The organism is Embleya hyalina (assembly GCF_003967355.1).
Taxonomy (GTDB): domain Bacteria; phylum Actinomycetota; class Actinomycetes; order Streptomycetales; family Streptomycetaceae; genus Embleya; species Embleya hyalina.
The window spans coordinates 47,950-70,959 of the sequence record NZ_BIFH01000027.1 but is presented as its reverse complement, the minus strand read 5'-3'; the positions used below and the strand labels follow the sequence as shown (position 1 = coordinate 70,959).

Annotated in this window: 18 protein-coding genes and 2 tRNA genes; 12 read left to right on the top strand and 8 right to left on the bottom strand. The window is 71.3% G+C overall.

What is annotated here, in order from left to right:
* The first annotated feature begins 138 nt into the window (after positions 1 to 138).
* A complete protein-coding gene (locus EMA17_RS29385) occupies positions 139 to 762 on the top strand; it encodes a hypothetical protein (RefSeq protein ID WP_126640176.1) in 624 nt (207 codons plus the stop codon).
* Positions 763 to 1,110: 348 nt separating this feature from the next.
* Here EMA17_RS29385 and EMA17_RS29380 read toward each other — a convergent pair whose 3' ends face one another.
* The gene (locus EMA17_RS29380; protein ID WP_126640175.1) at positions 1,111 to 3,351 is read right to left on the bottom strand and encodes an MMPL family transporter; all 2,241 of its coding nucleotides are present in this window, start codon (positions 3,349 to 3,351) and stop codon (positions 1,111 to 1,113) included.
* Between the two features lie 159 nt (positions 3,352 to 3,510).
* Between EMA17_RS29380 and EMA17_RS29375 the strand changes: the two genes are divergently transcribed.
* Both EMA17_RS29375 and EMA17_RS29370 read left to right on the top strand, forming a co-directional pair.
* Positions 3,511 to 4,257, top strand: coding sequence for a response regulator transcription factor (locus EMA17_RS29375; protein WP_126640174.1), 747 nt, complete (start codon positions 3,511 to 3,513; stop codon positions 4,255 to 4,257).
* The gene (locus tag EMA17_RS29370) at positions 4,254 to 6,065 is read left to right on the top strand and encodes a sensor histidine kinase (RefSeq protein ID WP_246126971.1); all 1,812 of its coding nucleotides are present in this window, start codon (positions 4,254 to 4,256) and stop codon (positions 6,063 to 6,065) included. The genes EMA17_RS29375 and EMA17_RS29370 overlap by 4 nt, the downstream gene beginning before the upstream one ends.
* 112 nt (positions 6,066 to 6,177) lie before the next feature.
* On the opposite strand, the gene EMA17_RS29365 is transcribed toward EMA17_RS29370, so the two are convergent.
* From EMA17_RS29365 to EMA17_RS29355, 3 genes are all read right to left on the bottom strand, one after another.
* Positions 6,178 to 7,149 carry a DUF5926 family protein gene (locus tag EMA17_RS29365; protein ID WP_246126970.1) on the bottom strand — a complete coding sequence of 324 codons (972 nt, stop codon included), beginning with the start codon at positions 7,147 to 7,149 and terminating at the stop codon, positions 6,178 to 6,180.
* A 147-nt stretch (positions 7,150 to 7,296) separates the two neighbouring features.
* On the bottom strand, positions 7,297 to 7,770 hold the full coding sequence (locus EMA17_RS29360; protein WP_126640318.1) for an ATP-binding protein: 474 nt from the start codon (positions 7,768 to 7,770) through the stop codon (positions 7,297 to 7,299).
* A 202-nt stretch (positions 7,771 to 7,972) separates the two neighbouring features.
* A complete protein-coding gene (locus tag EMA17_RS29355; protein ID WP_126640173.1) occupies positions 7,973 to 8,812 on the bottom strand; it encodes a glycerophosphodiester phosphodiesterase in 840 nt (279 codons plus the stop codon).
* A gap of 263 nt (positions 8,813 to 9,075) precedes the next feature.
* Here EMA17_RS29355 and EMA17_RS29350 point away from each other — a divergent pair, with 263 nt between their 5' ends.
* The gene (locus tag EMA17_RS29350; RefSeq protein ID WP_126640172.1) at positions 9,076 to 10,599 is read left to right on the top strand and encodes a S1C family serine protease; all 1,524 of its coding nucleotides are present in this window, start codon (positions 9,076 to 9,078) and stop codon (positions 10,597 to 10,599) included.
* A 112-nt stretch (positions 10,600 to 10,711) separates the two neighbouring features.
* Positions 10,712 to 10,800, top strand: a tRNA-Ser gene (locus EMA17_RS29345).
* Positions 10,801 to 11,026: 226 nt separating this feature from the next.
* Here the strand turns inward: EMA17_RS29345 and EMA17_RS29340 are convergent.
* On the bottom strand, positions 11,027 to 11,779 hold the full coding sequence (locus EMA17_RS29340) for a serine/threonine-protein kinase (RefSeq protein WP_160161608.1): 753 nt from the start codon (positions 11,777 to 11,779) through the stop codon (positions 11,027 to 11,029).
* Positions 11,780 to 12,059: 280 nt separating this feature from the next.
* Between EMA17_RS29340 and EMA17_RS29335 the strand changes: the two genes are divergently transcribed.
* A complete protein-coding gene (locus tag EMA17_RS29335; protein ID WP_126640170.1) occupies positions 12,060 to 13,880 on the top strand; it encodes a serine/threonine-protein kinase in 1,821 nt (606 codons plus the stop codon).
* Positions 13,881 to 14,855: 975 nt separating this feature from the next.
* On the top strand, positions 14,856 to 15,593 hold the full coding sequence (locus EMA17_RS55475; protein ID WP_281290547.1) for a LysM peptidoglycan-binding domain-containing protein: 738 nt from the start codon (positions 14,856 to 14,858) through the stop codon (positions 15,591 to 15,593).
* Between the two features lie 318 nt (positions 15,594 to 15,911).
* Here EMA17_RS55475 and EMA17_RS52010 read toward each other — a convergent pair whose 3' ends face one another.
* Positions 15,912 to 16,088, bottom strand: coding sequence for a hypothetical protein (locus EMA17_RS52010; protein ID WP_160161607.1), 177 nt, complete (start codon positions 16,086 to 16,088; stop codon positions 15,912 to 15,914).
* 137 nt (positions 16,089 to 16,225) lie between these two features.
* On the opposite strand from EMA17_RS52010, the gene EMA17_RS29325 reads away from it, so the two are divergent.
* From EMA17_RS29325 to EMA17_RS29315, 3 genes are all read left to right on the top strand, one after another.
* Complete coding sequence (locus EMA17_RS29325) at positions 16,226 to 17,662, top strand: VWA domain-containing protein (RefSeq protein ID WP_126640168.1); 1,437 nt, start codon at positions 16,226 to 16,228, stop codon at positions 17,660 to 17,662.
* 199 nt (positions 17,663 to 17,861) lie between these two features.
* Positions 17,862 to 18,764: an MmgE/PrpD family protein gene (locus EMA17_RS29320; RefSeq protein ID WP_126640167.1), complete on the top strand. Its 903-nt coding sequence runs from the start codon at positions 17,862 to 17,864 to the stop codon at positions 18,762 to 18,764.
* A gap of 415 nt (positions 18,765 to 19,179) precedes the next feature.
* Positions 19,180 to 19,866, top strand: a complete 687-nt coding sequence (locus EMA17_RS29315) for a hypothetical protein (protein WP_174861447.1) — start codon at positions 19,180 to 19,182, stop codon at positions 19,864 to 19,866.
* A gap of 53 nt (positions 19,867 to 19,919) precedes the next feature.
* Here the strand turns inward: EMA17_RS29315 and EMA17_RS52005 are convergent, their stop codons facing one another.
* On the bottom strand, positions 19,920 to 20,591 hold the full coding sequence (locus EMA17_RS52005; RefSeq protein ID WP_160161606.1) for an ATP-binding protein: 672 nt from the start codon (positions 20,589 to 20,591) through the stop codon (positions 19,920 to 19,922).
* Positions 20,592 to 20,764: 173 nt separating this feature from the next.
* Between EMA17_RS52005 and EMA17_RS29305 the strand changes: the two genes are divergently transcribed.
* Both EMA17_RS29305 and EMA17_RS29300 read left to right on the top strand, forming a co-directional pair.
* A complete protein-coding gene (locus EMA17_RS29305; protein ID WP_160161605.1) occupies positions 20,765 to 22,048 on the top strand; it encodes a helix-turn-helix domain-containing protein in 1,284 nt (427 codons plus the stop codon).
* Positions 22,049 to 22,064: 16 nt separating this feature from the next.
* Positions 22,065 to 22,616 carry a GNAT family N-acetyltransferase gene (locus tag EMA17_RS29300; protein ID WP_160161604.1) on the top strand — a complete coding sequence of 184 codons (552 nt, stop codon included), beginning with the start codon at positions 22,065 to 22,067 and terminating at the stop codon, positions 22,614 to 22,616.
* Positions 22,617 to 22,729: 113 nt separating this feature from the next.
* On the opposite strand, the gene EMA17_RS29295 is transcribed toward EMA17_RS29300, so the two are convergent.
* Positions 22,730 to 22,802, bottom strand: a tRNA-Arg gene (locus tag EMA17_RS29295).
* Positions 22,803 to 23,010 lie beyond the last annotated feature (208 nt).

The window sequence follows — 23,010 nt, the reverse complement described above, 5'->3', positions numbered from 1 at the left end:
AACCGCAACATGTGGTGATCGCTGCACGTCGTGGCGGCGCGATAGGCTCGGCGCGCCGATCATTCCGGCCCCGTTCCGCACCGAAGTCCCGCTCGTCGGGCCGGATGTGGAAGGGGGCTTCGCGCGCTAGGAGACACCATGCAGCGCCCACGCACCGGTCACGTCCGCACCGTGGCCCTGGGCGCGGTCGTGGGCCTGTGCCTCGTCGTCCCGCTCGCCGCCGCGTCCGCGGATTCGGTGGGCCCGGACAAGGGCCGCCACACCGCCGACTCGGGACCGAGTACCCGCCCGAGCGCGAACAAGGCCGCCGACTTCGGCAACGGTGTCGCCGAGGGCGACCGTTCCGGCTCGGCCGGACTGCTCGAACTGCTCGGTGGCAAGCCCGCCGCGAAGTCCGGGACACCCGCGGCCACTTCGCTGGCCGCCGGCACGGAGAGCGTGTGCGGCAAGGCGATCGACGGCCCCAAGGGCGTGCGCGCGCAGACCTGTGTCGAGCGCGACGGCTCGGAGGCATGGGGCCGGGTCTACTACCGAAACCCCACGCCCGAGCCGCTGTTGCTGGTGATGAGCGTGCTCCAGCCCGGCGGCACCACGCTGCGGGTGACCTGCGCGGTCGAGGCCAAGGACACCGAGGGCCGCTGCGACGGCCCGCGCGTGCGCACGGCCAAGAGCCTCGACGGCTGGTCCGCGGTGGCCGAGTTGGCCTCCAAGGACGGCCTGACCAAGCTGCTCCGTTCGGGGTCGGCGACCGCTCAGCGCTGAGCCCGCGGGATCGCGAAACGTGGTTCGGCGCCACGCCGAATGCGACCCGGACCGCAGCCGACGAATGCGAAGAATTCACTGCGGAACGGTGCAGGAATTCCCAGTCGGTCGATGCGGAAAGAGCGCGGCGCGAAAGCGGGAAAAGACCCGGAAAATCGAAAGGCCCGGCCGCTGAAGACGGGGGATGCATCAGCGACCGAGCTGCTTCAAAGGTAACAACAAGCCGGCGGATCTCCAATCCGGGGGCCTCGTCGGCCGGTCGTGACCGAGCCCGCACGCCCGTTCGCCGGGCGTGCGGGCGACTTTCGGACCGGCGCCGACGCGGGCGCCCCGGCCGGACCCGGTCCGCTATCGACCGGCCGGCACCATCTCCTCGCGCGGGTCCTCGGCGCCGCCCGGCGAGCCGCCGACGGGCCGCTCGGGCGGGTCCACCGCCACATGCGGCAATACGCGGTCGAGCCATCCGGGCAACCACCAGTTGGCGCGGCCGAGGAGGTGCATCAGGGCGGGGACGAGCAACATGCGCAGGATGAACGCGTCCAGTGCGACCGCGCCCGCCAGGCCGAGCCCGGCCATCATCGCGCCGCGGTCGCCGCTGAGCACGAACGAGGAGAACACGAAGATCATGATGAGCGCGGCCGAGTTGATCACCCGCCCGGTGCCGGCCTGACCCACACGCACCGCCCGGGCGTTGTCGCCGGTGTGCAGCCACTCCTCGTGCATCCGGCTGACCAGGAAGACCTGGTAGTCCATCGAGAGCCCGAACAGCAGCGGCAGCATGATGACCGGCAGGAAGGAGATGATCGGCCCCTCCTTGCCCAGCCCGAGCAGGTCCATCCCCCAGCCCCACTGGAAGATCGCGACCAGCAGGCCGAACGACGCGCACGCGGCGATCAGGTTCATCAGCGCGCCGGTCAGCGGTACCAGCAGACTGCGGAAGGCGATCAGCATCAGCAGCGCGCCCAGCCCCACGATCAGGGCGATGAACCCCGGCATGCGGTCGCCGACCACGGCGGCGAAGTCCTTCTGCAACGCGGTCTCGCCGCCGATGTGCACCTTCAGCGTGCTGCCCTCGGCGGCGGTGGGCACGGTGCGGTCGCGCAGGGTGTCGATCAGCTTGTCGGTGGCCTCGGCCTGCGGCGAGGTGGACGGTACGACCTGGATGGCCCGGGTCTCGGCGGCGAGGCCGCCGGCGTCGGCGGGCACCGGCGCCTCGACCACGCGCACCACGCCGGGGGTGCGGCGGACATCGGCGATCAGCGTGTCCAGCGCCTGCCGGTCCTGCGGACCGTGCAGCTCGGCGACCATCAGCAGCGGGCCGTTGAAGCCCGGGCCGAAGCCCTCGGCGAGCATGTCGTAGGCCTTGCGCACGGTCTGGGAAGTGGGCTGATTGCCCTGGTCGTTGGCGCCGAGCCGGAGTGACAGGGCCGGGATCGCCAGCAGCCCCATGACCACCAGCGCGACCAGTCCCAGGGTGCGGGGGCGACGCTGCACCAGGCGCGCCCAGCGCGCGGCGGCGCGCCCGACCTCCTCGCTCGGCAGGGCACCGCCGGCCGCGGACCGCTCGGCCAACTGCCGACGTTCCCGGCGGCTGAGCACACGCGGGCCGAGCAGGCCGAGCAGCGCGGGCAGCAGGGTGGAGGAGGCGAGCACGGTGAGCACCACGACGAGCGTGGTGCTGATCGCGATGCCGTCGAACAGGGTGATGTCGACGGTGAACAGCGCGAGCAGCGCGATGCACACCGTGCCGCCGGCGAACACCACGGCCCGGCCGGAGGTGTCCAGCGCCCGTATCGCGGCCTTCTCGGGGGTGAGCCCGGCCTTGAGGCCGTTGCGATGCCGGGTCACGATGAACAGGGCGTAGTCGATGCCCACGCCGAGCCCGATCAGGCTGCCGAGCAGTGTCGCGGTCTCGGGGATGTCGGTGACGTGGCTGAGCAGGATCACCGACGCGATCCCGGTACCGACCGCGAACACCCCGCTGATCAGCGGGAGCAGCATCGCGAACAGGGAACCGAAGGCGAGGAAGAGGATGACGCCCGCCGCGACCACACCCACGGTCTCGGCGAGTCCGGCCGGCGGTTCCTGGGCGGCCTCGATCGCGGGCCCGCCGAGTTCGACGCGCAGTCCGGGCGCCCGAGCCGCCTCGGCGCGATCGATCAGGTCCTTGAGATTCCCGGTCTCCAGCTCGAACTGCTGCTTGACGAAGGTGACCTGGGCGAACGCGATCCGGCCGTCCTTGCTCACCTGGGCGGCACCCTCCGCGTCGTACGGCCCGACCACGCGGCCGACGTCGGGCATCCGCGCGATGTCGGCGAGCAGCGCGGTCATCCGGTCGCGGACCGCGGCGTCGTGCACGCTGCCCCGTTCGGTTTGCCACACCACGTTGTCCACATCGCCGGACGCGTCGGGAAAGGCCTTCTGCAGGCGCTCGTACGCGGTCGACGACTCGGTCCCGGGGATCTTGAACACGTTGGAGTACGCGCTGCCCGCGGCCGCGCTCGCCGCGACCGTTCCGAACAGCGCGGCCGCCCACAGCAGCAGCACCGTCCACCGATGTTTGAGACACCATCGCGCCCAGGCCGCCATAGTCGATTCCTTCCTCGTGCGGGCCTCGCGGCCCGGTCGTGCGTCCTGGGGCCAGACTGGTCGGGCGCGGTGGGTCGCCCGGCCGGCGCACGATCGACTCACAGGAAGCTCTCAAGCTGTCCCATGGGGTTCCGCAAACTTCCCCCGGATACTGGGCACATGAGCAGCAGTCAGCCGCGCGCGGGCGCCACGGTCCTGGTCGTCGAGGACGAGCCGAGCATCGCCGACGTCCTGGCGATCACCCTGCGGTTCCACGGGTTCGAGGTGGTCACGGCCGACGGTGTGCACGCGGCTCTGGCGGCGGCCCGTACGGCGCGGCCCGACGTCGTGCTCCTCGACATCTCGCTCCCCGACGGCGACGGACGCCAGGTGTGCCGCGTGCTGCGCGCCGAACGACCGGAGATCGCGGTCGTGTTCCTCACCGCCCGGGACTCGCCCGCCGACGTGGTCAAGGGGCTCACCCTCGGCGGCGACGACTACATCACCAAGCCGTTCAACGTCGACGAACTGGTCGCCCGTACACGTGCGGTGCTGCGGCGCACCCGGCCGACGCCGGACGAGAGCACGCCGCCGCCCCCGCCGCCGCCCGTACTGCGGCACGGCGACCTGGAGTTGGACGAGGCGACGTACACCGCGCGCCGGGGCGGTCGCGGCGTGGAGCTGACCCCGACCGAGTTCGCGCTGCTGCGCCACCTGATCCGGCACGGCGACCGGATCGTGCCGAAGGAGCAACTGCTGCGCGAGGTGTGGCGGTACGAGCACGTGGTGGAGTCGACGGTGGTGGAGACGTACATCTCCTATCTGCGCCGCAAGCTCGATCCGCTCGTGCCGGACGGGCCGCCGCTGATCACCACGCGGCGGGGTGTGGGGTACGGGCTGCGCCGGACGGCGGATCGCGGGGCATGAGCGGCGGGCGCGGGGAGCGGGGTGACGCGGGCACGTCGGGCGGGCCGGGCGGGTCGGGCGGGCGACCGCGCGGGCGATTTCGGCGCCGCGAGGGGAAGCGCCGGAAGGAGAGCTGCAACGAGCTCGTGCCGCCGGGTTCGCGGGGGCGGGGGTTCCTGCGCCGGGCCCGGCAGCGCCCGCACATCGTCGCCATGCGGGCGCACCTGGCGCTGAGCAGCATCGCGGTGCTCGCGATCGGACTGGCGCTGCTGATCTGGTTCAGCATGATGGGCATTCGGCACTACCTGGAGTCCCGCGTCGACGAGGACCTGATCGCGGGCCGGACCGGCATCGAGCGGACCGGTATCAACACCGCGCAGTTGTCGCTGCTGTCCTCGACCGCGAGCCTGCGTGAGGCGCTGATGTCGGCCGGTCTCGACGGCAAGACCTTCGCGGTGGTGGACGGGCGGGGCACGGCCCTGGCGGTCGGCGTCCGGGGACCCGACTCCCTGCAGCGGGCCCTGGCGGCCGTGGTCCGGAATCCGGGCGACCCGGCGTGGCACGACCGACCGCGCGCCATCTCGCTCGCGGGCGAGCACTACCGGGTCGTCTCGGCACGCCTCGGCGACGGCAACCACATCCTGCTCGCCCACTCGACCGAGGACGTCGACCGCGTGGTGGACAAGGTGGTGCACTTCGAACTGTTGGCCGGAGGCGCCCTGTTGGTGCTGCTCGGCGCATTCATGTACTTCGGTGCCCGGTGGCGGCTGCGACCCCTGGAGGACATGGTCGAGACGGCGTCGGGCATCGCCGAGGGCGGCCCGGACCGGCCCGACCTGTCCGCGCGTGTGGGTACGCGCAAACGTTCGTTCAGCGAGGTCGAGCAGCTGCGGACCGCGTTGAACGCGATGTTGCAGCAGGTCGAGTCGGCGTTCGAGATCCGCGAGCACGCGGCGTCGCATCTCAAGCGGTTCGTGGCCGACGCGTCGCACGAGCTGCGTACGCCGCTGGCGGCGATCCGCGGTTACCTGCAGCTGTACGAGAAGGGCATGTTGGCGTCGGAGGAGGAACGCACCCGGGCGCTGGGCCGGATGGCGGCCGAGGCGGAGCGCATGGCCCGGCTGGTCGACGAACTGCTGGCGCTGGCCCGGCTGGACCAGCGTCCGCGGTTGTTGTCGCGGCCGATCGACCTGGTGTGCGTGGTGCGCGACGCGGTCGCCGACCTGAGCGCGCAGCAGCCGGACCGGCCGGTGCACGTGGACACACCCGACGCGTGTGTGGCGCTGGCCGACGAGACGACGCTGCGCCAGATCGTCGGCAATCTGCTGGCCAACGTGCGCACGCATACGCCGGTGTCCGCGGCCGTGCACGTGTCGGTGTCCGAGGGCGAGGGGAGGGGCGACCGCCGGGAGCGGCGGGTCGTGTTGCGGGTGCGCGACGAGGGGCCGGGGATGCGACCGCAGGATGCCGAGCGCATCTTCGACCGCTTCTTCCGGGCCGCGCGGGAGCACGGTGCGAACGGCCCGGCGGGCGCCGGTTCGGCCACCGGCAGTGGGCTGGGCATGGCCATCGTGTGGGCGGGCGTGGCCGCCAACCGGGGCGAGGTGCGGATCGAGACCGAGCCGGGGGCGGGCCTGACGGTCGTGGTCGAGCTGCCGGCGGCGGTCGTGGAGGCACGCTCGGAGGACGGCGCGTCGTCTTCCGGGACGAAGACGGAGGCCGTCGGGGCGAAGGCGGAGGCCGTCGGGGTGAAGGGCGAGGGCTCCGGGGCGAAGGGCGCGGTCGCGGGCTCGCCGTCGCTGGTGCCCCGAGTCGCGGAATCCGGCTAGGGCGCGGTTTGGGCCGGCCGCCCGTCCGGTGTTCGGTCGGCGCGGCAGGCGCGGATCACGCGAGCACCCGGATCGGGGTCGATCCGGGTGCTCGCGTACGGGTCGGTTCGGTTCAGTTCAGGGTGATCTGGCGGTTCAGCAGGCCGTTGCGGGCGCTGCGCTGACGCGGCGTCAGCGGGCTGGTGTCCGCCATCGCCGCGGCCAGACGTTCGCCGAACTCGCGCGCCGGCTTCTCCACGTCCTCGGCGGACATCGATGTCGGCAGGTCCCACACCGGGACGAGCAGCCCGTGCGCGCGGAACGAGCCGACGAAGCGGGTGCCCTCGCCCAGACTCGACTCGCCGGCCGCGTGCAGTCGGGCGATCGCGTCGAGCAGTTCCTCCTCCGCGTGCGGCATCACCCAGCGCAGGTGGTTCTTCTCGGTGGTCCCGCACCAGTACGCGGCGTCGACCGAGGTCAGCCGTACGGTCGGCATCGCCGCGGCGTTCGCCCGCTCCAGCGACGCGCTCACCTCGGCGTTCATCGCGGTCGGGTCGTCCACCCAGAAGTCGAAGCCCTCGTGGACGGTGATCTCCAGCGGGTGGGACGGGTCGAGCAGGTCCTGGAGGCGGTCGCCGGACTCGGGCAGCGGGCCGGGGGCCACCGACGTGCCGTCCTCCTGCGCGAGCGCCCGCTCCAACGCGTGTGCCAGGTCCCGGGAGACGTCGCCCGAACTGGTGTGCGTCTGCAGGCCGACCAGGATGGTGCCGTCGGCGCGACGCAGCGCGGGCCAGGCCATCGGCAGCACGGTCGCCAGCGTGACGGTCTGCTCGGCGTGCTCGCCGGTGAGCCGGAGCCGCGCGGTCGCGGCCGGGACCAGTTCGCGCAGCGCGATCCAGTCGCACTCGTTCGGCAGTCCCTGGAAGGGACGCAGAACGAGCGTCTCGGCGGCGGAGGCCGCCTCGCGCCCGTGACACGCCTTGTACCGGCGGCCCGAGTTGCACGGGCAGGGTTCGCGACCGCCGACGGCCGGGACGGATCCCGTGGCGGCTGCGGTCTGGGTCTTGTTGCCGGTGTGGCCCTTCAGCGCGGCCTTCTTGCCCATGCTGCGGTCTCTCCGCCTCGGTGTCGGGGGGATGGTGGTCGACGACTCACCGGGTCCGAGGGTACTGAGTTCCGCGGGCATGGGGTGACGCTCGAACACGCGGCCGAGGGCGAGCGTGCGGTCTCCGTGCCTCGGTGTCGGGGCGGGTCAGTCGAGCGGGTCCACCGCGTCCAGGTCGAATTCGTCCCACAGCCGGTCGGCGGCGCGCGACTCGATCGGGACCAGTGCCCAGACGGTGACCTCGTCGGGGGTGCCGCGCACGCCCCAGTCGGCGGCGAGGGTGCCGATGATCGACAATCCTCGACCGCCGTGCGCGCTCAGGGACGGACTGGCCTGGCGCGGGCGGGTCGAACTGCCGCCGTCGGTGACCTCGATGGCGAGGAGGCCGTCGGGGCGCACCCACCACGCGGCGCGGACGTTGCCGGAGGGCAGCGCGCGGGCGTGCCGCAGCGCGTTGCTCAACAATTCGGAGAGGATCAGCACCGCGTCGTCCACGACGCCCCGGGCGATGCCGCGGTCGTCGAGGTCGGTGGCGAGACGGTGCCGAGCCGCGGACACCCCGACCGGAGCGTGCGGTACCAACACCGCCGCGGAATCGGGCACCCCACGGGCCACGACCATTGCCACCCCCGGCCTCCTTCGTGCACACGCCTGCCTCGCGCACATGTCTCGCGCGTCGGGCTTGAGATGCCCGATGCCGACGGACGGGAAACGGGGGCGCGCCACGCGCTCCGACTCGTGCAGGGGCGTGTAGGGGTATGCGATCCCGCCAAGACGGATATAACGGCGCGAAAGGCTACCAGCGTACGCCCCCCAATAGGGTCTAACCGGACACCTGGGCCAAGACCTGTCGTGGCCGATTCGTGATGATCGCGTCCACGCCGAGCCGCAGGCACAATTCGACGTCCTCGGGGGTGTCCACGGTCCACACGTGCACCCGGTGCCCGGCCCGGTGCAGGCGGGCGACGTAGCGCGGATGGGCCCGGACGATGTCGATGCTGGGGCCGGCGATCCGCACGTCGCGGGGCAGCGTGCCGTCGCGGAAGAGCAGCGGGACGTGCTCCATCAGGAACACGGTGGGCAGCGAGGGCGCCATCAGCCGCATCCGGCGCAGGGACAGCTGGGAAAAGCTCATCACCCGGATCAGCGACGGGTCCTCGTCGGCCGGTTCGGCCAGGCCGAAGCGCTCCAGCAGGTCGACGAGCCGGCGCTCGACCAGGCCCGCGTACCGGGTGGGGTGTTTGGTCTCGATCGCCAGGCGCACCGTGCGCGGCGCGTCGACCACGAGTTCGAGCAGGCGTTCCAGGGTGAGCACGGAGGTGCGGTCCCAGTCGGGTGCCTCCGGCTCGTCCGGGTGTTCGCGTTCGACGCCGGATTCCCCGCCGGATTCCTTCCAGGAGCCGAAGTCGAGCGCGGACAACTCCGCGAGTTCCAGCGTCGAGACGATGCCGCGGCCGTTGGAGGTGCGGTCGACCTTGCGGTCGTGCACGCAGACCAGGTGGCCGTCGGCGGTCAGTCGCACATCGCATTCGAGTGCGTCGGCGCCGTCCTCGATGGCCTGGAGATAGGCCGCGAGCGTGTGCTCGGGGACGATGTCGGAAGCGCCTCGGTGGGCGACGACCTGCACGTTGGCGCGCAGTGGGCGCGCTCCGGTGGTGGACACGCCACAATCGTGCCATCCCGAGGTGGGCGTGGGCCGCGGGTCGGCTCCCGCCGGACCGGGGATCGGCTTTCGCCGCGCCGACGGCGGTGGAATTTCCGCCGATTTTCGCGCCGTTTCCGTTCCGGTACGGGCGGTCCGACCTGCGTGGATAACCCCGGGATAAGGGGCGCGGGCGGCCCGGGCCTTCGGCGCTTACGGTGTTCAGACAGCGCGTCGGGAAGGCTGTGACCAACAACTATTCCGAAGTGTGTGGGAGGAAGACCGTGAGTGACGATCGCGACGTGACCGGCGAAGTCGGTTCACCGGTGCCGGGGGAGGCCCACGGATCGTCTCCCGCCACACCGCAGCCGGCTCGCCCGGAGGGGCTTTCCGACGTGTCGGCGGAGCCGGAGTTCCGGGCCGAGGTGCCGGCCAAGCCGGCGCAGGCGCCCACCGTGGGGCAGCCGCAGGGCGAGGCGGTGCCGCCGACGCCGGTCGGGCCGCCGACCGCGCAGCTGCCGCCGACGGGTGAGCCGGGCGCCGAGGTGCCGGCGGCGTTCGCGGCCGGGTCGGGTGCGGGAGGTGCGGGGGCTCCGCCGTTCGGGACGGGCGGTGCCTATCCCGGCTACCCGGGCTACCCGGGCTTCGGTGCGCCGCCCAAGCCGAAGCGCCGCCCCTCGGGGATCCTGGTCGCGGCCGTGGTGGCCGCGCTGCTCGCCGGCGGGGTCGGCGGCGGCGTGGGCGCGTGGATCGTGGACCGCGACGACAAGCCGGCCTCGGCCGGCGTCAGCCCGTCCTCGTCGCCGGTGGACCCGGCCTCGCTGAACCGCTCGCCCACGAGCGTGGCGGGCATCGCCAAGCAGGCGGTCCCCAGCACGGTGACGATCAAGACCAAGGGCAAGGTGTCCGGGCAGGGCACCGAGACCGGCACCGGGGCCGGCTTCGTCTACGACAAGCAGGGCCACATCCTCACCAACAACCACGTGGTGTCGCTGGCCGCCGCCGGAGGCGAGCTGTCGGTGACCTTCTCCGACGGCACCACCAAGCCGGCCAAGATCGTCGGCCGCGCCGAGGGCTACGACCTCGCCGTGATCAAGGTCGACGACATGCCGGCGAGCGTGCAGCCGCTGCCGCTCGGCGACAACGACAAGGTCGCGGTCGGCGACCCGGTGATCGCGATCGGCGCGCCGTTCACCCTCTCCAACACGGTGACCACGGGCATCGTGAGCGCCAAGGACCGCCCGGTGGCCTCGGGGGACCAGCAGAAGGTCTCCTACATGAACGCGATCCAGACCGACGCGGCGATCAACCCCGGCAACTCCGGCGGCCCGCTGCTGAACGCGGCCGGCGAGGTGATCGGGATCAACTCGGCGATCCGCTCGACCGGTGGCGGCGGCCAGTCGCCGTTCGGCCAGCAGCAGGAGTCGGGCAGCATCGGCCTCGGCTTCGCCATCCCGATCAACCAGGCCCGGTGGGTCGCCGACACCCTGATCCAGGGCAACAAGCCGGTCTACGCCCAGATGGGCATCCTGCCCGACTCGCGCTACACCGGCACCGGCGCGCAGATCGTCGCCCAGAGCCCCAACGGCCAGGACCCGGTCACCGCCAACGGCCCCGCGGCCAAGGCGGGCCTGAAGCCCGGCGACGTGATCACGAGGCTCAACAACCGCGCGATCGGCTCCTACGAGGACCTGTTCAGCGAGATCTGGAGCCACCGCCCGGGCGACAAGGTCAAGGTCACCTACCAGCGCGACGGCAAGGAGGCCACCACCGAGGTCACCCTGGGCCAACGCGTCGGCGACAACTGACCCCCACCCCGACCTCCGCCGCCCGAACAACGTCGCCCCGGAATCCCCGATGATCCCAGGCATCGCTCATGAGAGACTGATGCCGCCCACACCCCGACGGGGTCGCGGCACTGGAGGACTCGCCTAGTGGCCGATGGCGGCAGTCTTGAAAACTGCTAACAGGGGTGACTCTGTTCGTGGGTTCGAATCCCACGTCCTCCGCAGGAAGCAGGAGAACAGCGGAAACCCGCAGGTCGGCGGCACCTGATCGAGGCAAATCGATCAGATGCCGCCGACCTTTGCGTTTGTCGCTGTGAGCCCGCCGACGACGAGGGCGGAACGTGGGCAGCCGGCCCGTCGCGGACGTGCCGCTCACCCTCGCCGGGTGCGCCGGTTCTTCTCGGTACCGGTGTCGGTGCGATCGCGGCACGGCCTGCTGAGGGGAGGGTTACGGGACTCGGCAGCGGCCGGGGTCGAAGCCGGCGGCTCGTCGGCGGCCCCGGGCGCGTCGGTGGTGAGTGCGGCGGCGGCCGGCGCCGGCTCGGGGGATTCGGCCGGGAAGGTCGTGCGCGGGTTCGCGGATGTGGCGGAGCACCACCTCGAATACCGCGTCGCCCGTGAACAGGGGCTCGCCGGTCGGCAGTTCGTAACAGACCGCGCCGATCGCGTACCGGTCGAACGCGGGCACCGCCCCGTGGCCCCGGACCTGTTCGGGGGCGATGTAGCGGGCCGTGCCGAGCACCGGGTGCGACGCGGTGAGCCTGGTGCCCGCCGTCGTGGAGTGGGCGATCCCGAAGTCGGTGACGGTCACCCGGTCGTCGGCGCCGATCATCGGGTTCGACGGCTTGACGTCGTGGGGCACGATGTCGCGCCGGTGGGCCGCGTGCGGTGCGTCCAGGGCCGGCGCGACGATGTCGAGCGCCGGGTCGGCGGGCATGGTCGCGCCGGTGGCGGCCGACACCGCGTCCGGCGGCATGCCTTCGACGAGTTTCATCACGATGTAGGCGACGCGCGGCTCCGATTCGCTCTTGCCGTAGTCGTGTACGTCGACGAGGCCCGGGTGGTCGAGTGCCGCCAGGACCTTGGCCTCATGCCGGAACCGCTCGGCGAACTTGGCGTCCTCGAGCAGCGCGGGCAGCAGGATTTCGACCGCGACCCGCCGTTCCGGCACGCCGTCGTAGGGGCGCCACGGCTTGCCCATGGCGCCACCGCCAGTCGCTCGGCCGGTGTGTGGCGGTCGCCCGGGACCGTGATTGAGTTCCGCGCGTCGGCGACGCGCGATTCGGCGGGGTGTTTCTCCGGGGTCGGGGGGCCGGAAGTGCCTTCGGGGGGCGATCGTTTCAGCGCATCGTGGCGCCGGGGTCGTGTGGGTTGCCTCGGCCGGCTTCGGGATCATGGGTCCGGTCCCGTCGCCGACGGCACGCGGTCGCATCCGGGCCGGGGCAGGCCCGGGTTCGGGCGGACTGAACGGGGAAGTACGCATGATCGATCCGTTGCTACCCGACGACCCTCGCGACGTCGCGGGATACGTGCTGCGCGGCAGGCTCGGGCAGGGCGGCATGGGCAGCGTCTACCTGTCGCACACCCGCGGCGGGCAACCGGTCGCGCTCAAGGTGGTCCGGCCCGATCTGGCCCGGGACGCCGAGTTCCGCAGGCGGTTCGAGCGGGAGGTACAGGCCGCGCGGCGCGTGCACGGGCCGTACACGGCGCCGGTCCTGGACAGCGATACCGACGGCCCGTTGCCCTGGCTCGCCGGCGCGTATGTCGCGGGCCCGCCGCTGTCCGAGGCCGTTCGGGTACACGGGCCGCTGCCCGTCGAGTCGGCGCTGTTGCTGGTCGCCGGGGTGGCGGAGGCGCTCGAGGCGGTACACGCGGCCGGCGTGATCCACCGCGATCTCAAGCCGTCCAACGTGCTGTTGGCCGCCGACGGGCCGCGCGTGATCGACTTCGGCATCGCCCGGGCGGCGGACACCACCGCGCTCACCGGCTCCGACGTGATGGTCGGCACCCCCGCGTACATGTCGCCGGAGCAGGTACTGGGCAAGCCGGTGGGGTTCGCGAGCGACGTGTTCTCGCTCGCGTTGGTCGGGCACTATGCCGCGACCGGGGACCACCCCTTCGGGCAGGGCCACGCACAGGCGTTGATGTACCGGATCGTCGGCGAGGCCCCGGACCTGAGCGCGAGCCCGGCGGTGCTGCGCGACCTGTTCGCGGCGTGCCTCGCGAAGGAGCCCGCCGACCGGCCCTCGCTCGCGGACGTGATCGAGGGTTGCCGGCGCGGTGCCGACGTGACCGTCCTCGTGCGGGGCGCGAACTGGCTGCCGGCGGGCGTCGTCCGGGAGATCGCCGAGCGCGAGGCGGCCCCGTCGCACCGCGCCGTGGACCGGGTCTCGGCCGGCCCGGCGATCCCACCGCCGCCCATGCCGGCCGGGCGGCCGTGGGCCCCGCCGAAGCCCTCGACCGGGCCGTCGACCTCGCCGCCGCCACTGGTGGGCCCGCCCTCGGTGGGCCCGGGGCCGTACGCCGCCGGTGTCGGCCCGGTCGCCCCGACGCCGGGACCCGTCGGCTTCGCCGGCCCGCCGCCTCCGCCCCTGTTCCCGCCGGCCCACCCCCTCCCCGTCGGCGGCACCCGACGCCCGTGGGCCCGCGTCGCGATGGCTGCGGGCGCGGCGGTGGCCGTGGTCGTGGCTGCCGTCCTGATCGTCCCGCCGTTGCTGGACGGGGACGGTGGCAAGGACTCCGGATCGGCCGACGGCTCCGGCGCCGACCCCGCCACCGGTCTGAGGCAGACCCGCGCGAAGGTCCCCATGGTGATCGAGGCCCCCACGATTCCCACGGCCTCGTTCCTCGACGACGACGTCTGCAAGGAAGGCTTCGCCACGCGGATCGACCTGGAGAAGCTCTCGGTCACGACCCGCCTGCCGGACGCCGAGGATCGGGAGTTGCTGCCGACGACCACGCTCAAGTACGTGGCGTGCCATACCGAATCGGGTACCGACGCCGACCGTTCGATCACGGCCGAGCTGCGGTTCCTGGATCCCCGAGCCGTCGCGGGCTTCGTCGGCCGGCCCGACGCGACCGCCGCGGAATGCCGTATCGCCGCCCGCACCGCGGCGTTGCCGGCGTCGGTGCCGCTGACCGTGCTCAATTCGAGTGCCGCGTCGGCCAACGTGGGGATCTGCGTCGAGACCGGTCGGCAGACCCTGGTGCTGGTGTGGCTCACCGGAGTCCGGGACGCCGAGGCCGGACACGGCCTGCGCACCTTCACCGCCGTCGCCACCCAGTGGAAGCCCGGATCCTGACGGAGCCCGGAGCCCGGAGCCCGGAGCCCGCGCCTCGCCCCGATCCGTACCCAAGCGGCGCGGGTGCTCGGCGTTCCGCGCCGGGGCGCGCCGGATCCCGGTGGAGCGCGGCGGAGCACGCGCGGAGCACACGTATATATAGGGGTGCTCCGGCGCGACTTTCGGCGCGAGGGAATCCGCTTTCCCGACGGCCCGGATCGTGATAACACCGGCCCTTTCCCAGGGCCCCGGCTTCCGGAAGGATGTCTTCCGTGCCGGTGTCCTTCGAAAGGGGCGCAAATAGCCCCTCGGACGGGTGAAAGTGGCGCGGGTCACAACTTTCGATGTGGCCTGGATCGCATTCGGCATACTTTTCCGGCCGGTGGCGGCCCGCTCTCGCAGCGTACATATGCCCAGGTTGGAAAGGGTGTCCCGGTCTGCTGCCGGCCGGTTATACCCGCTGTGCCGACCGACTGCCATGGTGGGATTTGTGATGCCGCTCACGCCACACGTGTAAGTCGGACATAAAGGTGTTTAAGGCTCCGTCGAAATACCGGCGCCGGGGCGCCCGGTCGCGTGATCGACCGGTCGCATGCGGTAATAATTCGACACTGTGTCACGAGACGAACGCGTAGCGTGTAGAGCTGGTGGTCAAAACGGGCAAAAGGTTCCCAGGTTTGCGGCCCGGTAAACGCGAATCCGGCCCGGAAGAGGCTCCCGAGCGGTGCTCTCGGCATTTCCGGTACCTATCCTGACCTGCGTAAATGCAAGAGCGGGTTGATAAGGGCCGGATCACCTGTTTATGGTCCTGGCGATGTGCAAATCGCACCTCCTGGGTTCCCGCCAGCACGGCATGGCGGAACTCGCGGTCTGGGAGGGCCGCGGGGTTGCGGCATCGGACATCACGTCTTGGGCGTGAACGTTCGGTTCCGGGCGGGGGTGATCCGCGAGGATCGCGCCGGTCCATCCGCCCCAGGGGAATTCCGAGAGGAATGTATGTCTCTCCGCAACGCTTTCGGTCGCACCAACACGCACCGCGGCATGGGCCGTACCCAGCGCCGCCTGCGCACCGCGACCATCGTCGGCGTCGTCGCCGCCACCCCGCTCGTCGGGCTCGCGACCGCGACCTCGGCCGGCGCTGCCACGACGTCCACCTGGGACAAGGTCGCCGAGTGCGAGAGCGGTGGCAACTGGTCCATCAACACCGGCAACGGCTACTACGGCGGCCTGCAGTTCACGCAGAGCACGTGGCGCGCCAACGGCGGTACGGGCAGCCCGCAGGGTGCCTCGAAGGCCGAGCAGATCCGGGTCGCCGAGAACGTGCTCAAGTCCCAGGGCCCGGGCGCCTGGCCGGTGTGCTCGAAGAAGGCCGGTCTGACCCGCGGTGGCGGCAGCCCGTCCGACTCGGGCAGCACCACCTCCTCGAAGAAGGCGTCGACTCCGAAGAGCACGACGGCGAAGACCACGCCGAAGAAGGCCGCCGTCGCGCCGCAGAGCGAGACGCCGAAGAAGTCCGCTCCGGTGACCAAGTCGGAGCCGACGACCGCCAAGGTCGAGACCACCACCACGGCGACCGAGGGCACCTACGTCGTCAAGACCGGTGACACCCTCAGCGCGATCGCCGCGGCGAACAACGTGGGCGGTGGCTGGCAGTCGCTGTACGCCAAGAACCAGGGCGTGGTCGGCACCAACCCCGACCTGATCCTGCCGGGCCAGAAGCTGGTCCTGCGCTAGAACCACCCGGGGCCGGGTGCCCCGAACGGTTCGGCGTACGCCGTGTGTCGATCGCGACGCGGTGCACGGCGGTCGAGTGAAGAGCGCGAAGACGGTCGGGGCGGCCGCATCTCCCGTGTGTACACCGGGAGATGCGGCCGCCTCCGGTCGTTGTGGGAAGACGGTCGCCCGCGGCCGTCGTGGGGCGGATGTTTCCGGTTCGGTCACCACGGCACGGGCGGCACCACGGCGTGCCGTGGAGGGGACGGAACGTCGCGAGGGCCTCGGACCCGTCTTGGACAGGGCCCGGTGGTCCGTCGGTCGGCCCGGGCGGCACCCTCAGGTGCGGCCCGGGCCGCGCTGCGTCGCGGCCGCCTCGGCGGCGCACAGCGACTCCAGGCGGCGGGCGATCGAGGCCGCGCGCTCGACCAGCAGCCGCGCACGCTCGTGGTCGGCGTCGCTCCACTCGCCGGGGTCCGCGCGATGGCCGCCCGGATGATGACCGTTGTTGCCCATAACCGCTTGGTTCCCACCGGATGGGGAAATTCATTCACGATGTGCCGGCCGATTACTCGTGATGCCGATCACGTACACCCCCGAGGCGGTGCGCACACCTCTGCGGGAGGCCGCCCGTTCGGGCCACACTGGCGACCATGACGACTCTGATCGCCGGGGCGAACATCCCGGTTCCCGCGGGTCCGTTGACCCTGGTGATCCGCCGTGCGGCGGACGCGCCGAGTGTGGACGCCTCGGCGCTGCTGCTCGGCTCGCGCGGCAAGGTGCGTACGGACGCGGACTTCGTGTTCTACAACCAGCCGACCGGCGCGGACGGCGCCGTGCGCCACGTCGGTTCGAACGCCGAGGGCGAGAGTGTTCGGGTCGATCCCGGCGCCCTGCCCGCCGATGTGGAGCGGGTGGTGCTGGCCGCCTCCGTGCACGAGGGCACGTTCGCCGGGGTGGGCGGGCTGACGCTGGTGGCCCTGGATGCCGCGGGCGCGGTCGCCGCGACCTTCGAGGTGCGGGCGGGCGGCGCCGAGACGGTGATGGTGCTCGGCGAGTTGTACCGGCGGCAGGGGGCGTGGAAGTTGCGCGCGATCGGTCAGGGGTACGACAGCGGGCTCGCCGGGCTCGCGAGCGACTACGGCGTGGACGTGGGCGAGGAGGACGAGGCCGCGGGGGTCGGGGCGCCGATCGAGCCCGGGGCCGGGGTGCCCGTCGGGACGTTGCCGGTGGTGCCGGCGGGCGGCCCGCCGTTGGGTGTCACGCCCGGGTGGGCGCCGCCGCCGTACAGCGACGAGCCGACCATGCGGCTGCCCGCGCCCTCGGAGGACCCGCAACTGGCCGGACTGCCGCCGGAGGTGGGCGCGCGGATCTCGCTGCGCAAGGAGGCGGTGCGGATCTGCCTGGAGAAGAAGGGCCTGCACGGGGCGCGGGCCCGGGTGGCGATCGTGCTCGACCGCTCCGGCTCGATGCGCGCGCAGTACGCCGGGGGCGCGGTGGGGCGCCTGGTGGAGCGCATGGCACCGATCGCGGCCCGGCTCGACGACGACGGCGAACTGGACGCGTGGATCTTCGCCGACGAGTACGCGCCGCTCGACCCGGTGCGGATTCCGGAACTGCCGCGCTGGATCGCGGACAACGTCTACATCGACGGTGGTGGCCGCCGCCCGCAGTCGCCGCCGCTGCCGGACGGATCGCAGCGCTCGCCGGACCTGTTGGCCGGGGTGTACGGCGGCAACAACGAGCCGGCGGTGATCGAGGACATCATCGCGCGCTACCGGCGCGAGCCGGGCGCGCCTGTGCTGGTGTTGTTCTTCTCGGACGGCGGGGTCAACCGGAGCAAGCAGATCCAGCGGCTGCTGACGGATGCCGCCGGGCTGCCGATCTTCTGGCAGTTCGTCGGCCTCGGTCGGTCCAACTACGGGATCCTGGAGCGGATCGACACGATGCCGGGGCGGCTGGTGGACAACGCCGGGTTCTTCCAGGTGGACGACATCGATCGGATCTCCGACGTCGAGTTGTACGAGCGCATCCTCTCCGAGTTCCCGCAGTGGTTGACCGCGGCGCGAACGGCGGGCGTGGTGCGCTGAGTCGGGGCGCGGGCGGGTTCGCCTACGCCGGGAGCCGCGCGGTGCCGGGTGCTGCCGTGTGGCTGCCGTGCCTTTGCCATGCGCCGTGTGCCCGACGTGATTGGGGGCTGACGCGACGTCACCGGGGCGGTCACAATGAGACATTGCGCCGTCCTTTCACACCACGTCGTCGGGCAGTCGAGGCACGCGGAGGGATTCCATGGTGGTATCGGGCGAATTCGCCGACTGGGCCACAGAATTGACGATGCGTCATATACCGGTGACGGTACGGCGGGCGACGGGTCGGCGGATCCTGAAGGCGATCGCGGGCGGGGTCGGCGCGGCCCGGGTGGGCGTCGTCGACCCGGCCGTGCACGTCGCGGTCGGCATCGGCGGCCCGCCCGAGGCGGAACTGATCGGCCATGCCGCCGGCCGGCTCGCGGCGCCCGCCGCCGCACTCGCGAACGGGATGTTGATCGGCGCGGCGGGACCGGAGCCCGCCGATCCCCCGGCCGGCGCGATGGCCGTGGTGCTGCCGGTGGCGCTCGCGGTGGGCCAGGAGGTCAAGGCGCGCGGCGACGAGGTGTTGGTGGCGGTGGTCGCCGGGCACGAGATGGCGTGCCGGCTGGCCGACCGGGACGGCTCGCCCTCGATCGGGATGCTCGGCGCGGCGCTGGCGGCGGCCCGGCTGATGACGCTCGACCGCCGTCGGATCCGGGACGCGGTGGGCATCGCGGGGGAGTTCGCGGGCGGCCCGCTCGGCCGAGGCGGCACCGTCGGGGTGGCCGAGGGGGTCGCGGCCGGCAACGCGGTGATCGCCGCCCGCCTGGCCGCCTCCGGCGCGAGCGGCCCGGTCGGTGGCATCGACGAGCTGTGCCGGGCCCGACGGCTGCGTCCGGAGGCGGTACTCGACGGCCTGGGCGGTCTCGCCGGCCGCTGGGTCTGCGAGCCGCACCCGGCGGCCGAGGTGACGGATTACCAATTCGATCTGGAAACCTGCGAACTCCTCGGCGGCCGGCGCCGCGACGCCAGGGCTCTGGTCGCCGAAATCCGCGCCCTGGCCTTCGCCCCGTCCCTCGACTCGATCCTGTCCCTGACGGTAAAGGTCGCGGCGGGCACGTGACAATCGGCGCACCCCTTCGGAGCCATTGATCCGACGACCCGATCGGCAACCCCCGGCGCACGGGGAAGATATGGATTTCCCGAACGATTCGCGGACCACACGCGGGCTCACCGAGGGCCGGCGTCGCACCCAAATCCCGTATGAGGCAAGGCTGTACATCCAGGCCACCACGGCCCGAACGACTCGTCCGAGAAACCCGCATACGCCCTTGGCCGGAAATCGGATGGCCGATGTGTTCCGGCCCGAGTGGGGCGGTCAATCATTTTCACGAGTTTTCTTCACCACGACCGATCAAGGTGCGCGCTGTCCTACTCTCGGCTGATCCTCGGTCGTCCGAGGATATGGATATCGAGCGAGCACATCGATGGGACTGGTGTAAATGAACGGTACATTCCGTCAATTGTGGAGCCACCCGATGATCGCGAGCGTCCGGAGCCGGTTCGCCGCGTTACTCGGAGCGGTCGCGTTGCTCGCGGCCGTCGTCCTGACCGGTACGGCGACGGGTACGGCCGCCGCCGCGACGCAGACGTCGTCGTCCGCCGTGCGCGAGGGAGGGTGGTCCTGTTCGGGGGCGCCCGTGCCGGCCGGGTACGTCATCACCGCGTACGACCGCACCGGCTGCGACGGCCGGGGATCCTGGTACCAGCAGCCTGCCGGCGATGGGCTCTGGACCTGCTCGGGCTCACCCATCGTGACGGGGTACGTGATCACGCAGTACGACCGCAACGGGTGCAGTGGCATCGGCGCCTGGTACCACCAGCTTGCCCGTAACGGGCTCTGGACCTGTTCGGGTTCACCGGTCGTGTCCGGCTATGTGATCACGCAGTACGACCGCAACGGGTGCAGCGGTATCGGCGCCTGGTACCACCAGCTGGTCAGCAACGGCATCTGGACCTGCTCGGGTTCACCGGTCGTGTCCGGCTACGTGATCACGCAGTACGACCGCAACGGGTGCAGCGGCATCGGCGCCTGGTACCACCAGCTGGTCAGCAACGGCATCTGGACCTGCCCGGGTTCGCCCATCCCGCCCGGCTACCGCAGCACCACCTACGACGCGACGGGCTGCAACGGCATCGGCGCCTGGTACACGGTCCGCGCGTAACACCCTCGCCGGCGCCTCATCCGCCCGGCCCGGGCGGATGAGGCGCCGGCGCGTCACCAATCGCAGCCCCAGTCGATGCGGCGCAGGGGGTTGCCGATGTCGTGGCGGGTGACGCGGTGGGTGTTCTCCAGGCCGCGCAGGTGGAGGAGTCGGCGGTCGTCGAGCAGTCGGGCACGCTCGGGTGAGACGTCGCCGACGATGAACCACGACGTCGGCCCGTGCTTCGGGGTGAACCACCCACACTCGTGATGTGCCCAACCTTCGGTGAGCGATGCGACCACGGCGAGGCCCCGACCGGATTCGAGCCGCCGGTGGGGCAAGTGGGTGAGCCCGACCTCACGAAACACCACGGCCAGCACGGGCCGCCCCTCGTCGGTGGCACCCGTGACGTCCAGGACATAAGACGTCGCCTCGGCCGCACCAAGCGCCGCGCTCACCAACTCGGTGACCATCAACCCGACATCGCCCCGCCGCTCGCCGTCGACCCCGATCCCGTCCCCCACTTCCCACACGAGTCGCCGCGCGGCCCCCGCCGCCTCCACAACGGCCGGAAGCGACCGCGAAACGGTGATGAGCACCGGCCCCGGCACAGACGTGCCCGGTGTCGTGACGTGTCCGAATGATGTGAAGGGCCGGTTCACGACGAGTCCTTGTCCGGCGCCTTGTTCGTCGAGGCGCGGCACGGGCAGTGGCGGAGGGTCGGTGCGGGGTCGGATCTCGGTCATGGGTCGTCCACCTGGCGATTCGAGTCGAGTGGTGAGTCGGGTCGAAGCCGGCATCGACATCGAAACCGATGCGGCCATGCGACAACGAAACCGTTTTCCACCACCTCGTGTGCAGGGCCACTAAAGGGGCCGGTCGGCGGACAAGGGGCCAGAAAAGGGGCCAGACTCGGACCGTGGAGAACCAGAGCTTCGGCAATCTGCTTGCGAGCCTGCGTTTGCACGCGGGCCTGACTCAGACCGAACTGGCCGAGGCCCTGAACCAGCTCGCCGGCACCTACGCCCTGACGCGGTGTGAAATCGGGCGCTACGAACAGGACAGACGCATCCCTTCACAGTGGTTGCCCCTGATCGCCGACGTGTTGGGAGCGGATCGGACCGAGCTGGAGCGTGCCGCGAAGTTTGCCCGCAGTCGCCGACGACTTGCCCGAACAGGGCCTGTGCGTGCGTCGACCGTCAGTCCTACGCTCGAACGACAGAGTGCGGCGGACGAGGGCGGACACGTGGATCGACGATCGTTTCTGGCGTTGAGTGGTGCCGCGGCCGCAGGTATGACTCTGTCGGGAGCATCGGACGATGTCGCTCCCGTGGAGGTGATGCATCGCCTCGTCGCGCAGTTCCGGTCGGCGGACCAACAGCGAGGCGGCGCCGGAATCTATCGTGACGGCGCCCGTAGCCTCGCCGAGGCATTCCGCTGGTTGAACCGCAGCCGAAGCCCCGAACTGAAGCGGGCTTCCGCCGGACTCGCACTCTCCGTCGGGTGGCTGGCGCATGACGCGACGCGGTACGCCGATGCGAGAGCCTGCTACAGCGAAGCTCAATCGATTGCTCGCGCCCTCGATGACTTGGACCTCGAAGTCCATGCCCTGTGCAACCTGTCGGCGCTGGCCGTGATCAGTGGTCGGCCGCGCGAAGGACTTCGCTTGGCCGAAGCCGCTCAGCACATTGCCCGGCCCATCGCGACGCCGTGGCTCATGTCCTTGCTGACGCTCCGCGAAGCGGGTGCGTGGGCAGCCCTGGGGAATGCGCATGAGACCGACGCCGCGCTCACGACTGCGCACCGCCACTTCGAGTGTGGGCGCGGCGAACGTGATCCGGTGTGGATTGCGTTCTTCGGATCGGGCGAGATCGCCGCACGTGAAGCGCAGTGCCGGCTTCACCTCGGTCAGCACGGGACCGCGGGCGTATTGTCGACGCGCGCCGCACATCTCACCGGCAACGGGTTCGTTCGGGACCGTGCCATTCACCTGACCCGTGCTGCGCGGGCATGGCACGCGGCTGGGGATCGAGACGCTGCGGCCGAACAGGTCGACGCAGTCCTACCGTTGCTCGACAACGTTGCGTCTGCTCGTCTGGCCTCTCGTCTCCAGGACCTCGTCACCACGACCTCGTACGCGGAGCGGGATGAGATCCGGTCGTACCTTGCCCGGCACGCGCTCGAACCGACGACTTCGCTGTGATTGGGAGGCAGACACCATGACGAGTCGATTCGCGCTTCGCCCCGGTGGGGTCGCCGAGGTGACAGCGATGCACGGTCTGCTGGTCGAGGTCTACACCGACGCCTACGCGCACCGCGTTGCCACGGGCAACCCCTTCGCCTCGCCCGGTTCGTTCGCCGAGCGGCTGGAACGCCATCGGGCCCGGCCGGGGTTCTCCTGGGTCGGGGCGTGGTCCGACGGCGAACTCGTCGGCTACTCCTACGGCCAACGACCGGATCCGCGCTACTGGTTCGGCGACGAGCTCGCGGACGAACACGAACCCCTCACCGAAATGCGGCTCTTCGTCACCAATGAGTTGATGGTGCGTCAGGCATGGCGGGACCAGGGCATCGGTCGGCTCCTCCACGACGCGCTGATCGACGCCCGGGAAGCCGTGACGCACCTGGGTCTCTACGTCCGGCCCGACAACGAACCTGCGGTGCACCTATACACACGACTCGGTTACGAACGCATCGGGACGCGGCAGCTCGCCTACGAGGGCGCACCCCTGTTCGACGTCATGCTGCGCGCGGTTTCGAAGGGCTCCTGAAGCAAGGTTGCGATGTAGCTCACGTGCCGGCGCCGGTGCCTCGCGTAGGGCCGGAAACGCAAAACAGGTCAGTCCCTGATTCAGGGACTGACCTGTGCTTTCTTGCAATCTTGTGCGCTCGGCAGGATTCGAACCTGCAACCTTCTGATCCGTAGTCAGATGCTCTATCCGTTGAGCTACGAGCGCTTGGTCGGCTTGACCGAGGTCAACAATACATGGTCCCCCGCGTGGGGTGAAATCCATTGTCCGGTGGTGGTGCGAACCCGGGCAATCAGTGAGCAATGGGGTTCGTTTGGTGGGGGATCGGCCGCCGAACGGGTGAGGGGGCGGGGAGGGTCGGTGGTCGGGGGAGGTGCGGCGGGGTGGCGCGGCGCGCGCGGGTGTGGGCCGGTTG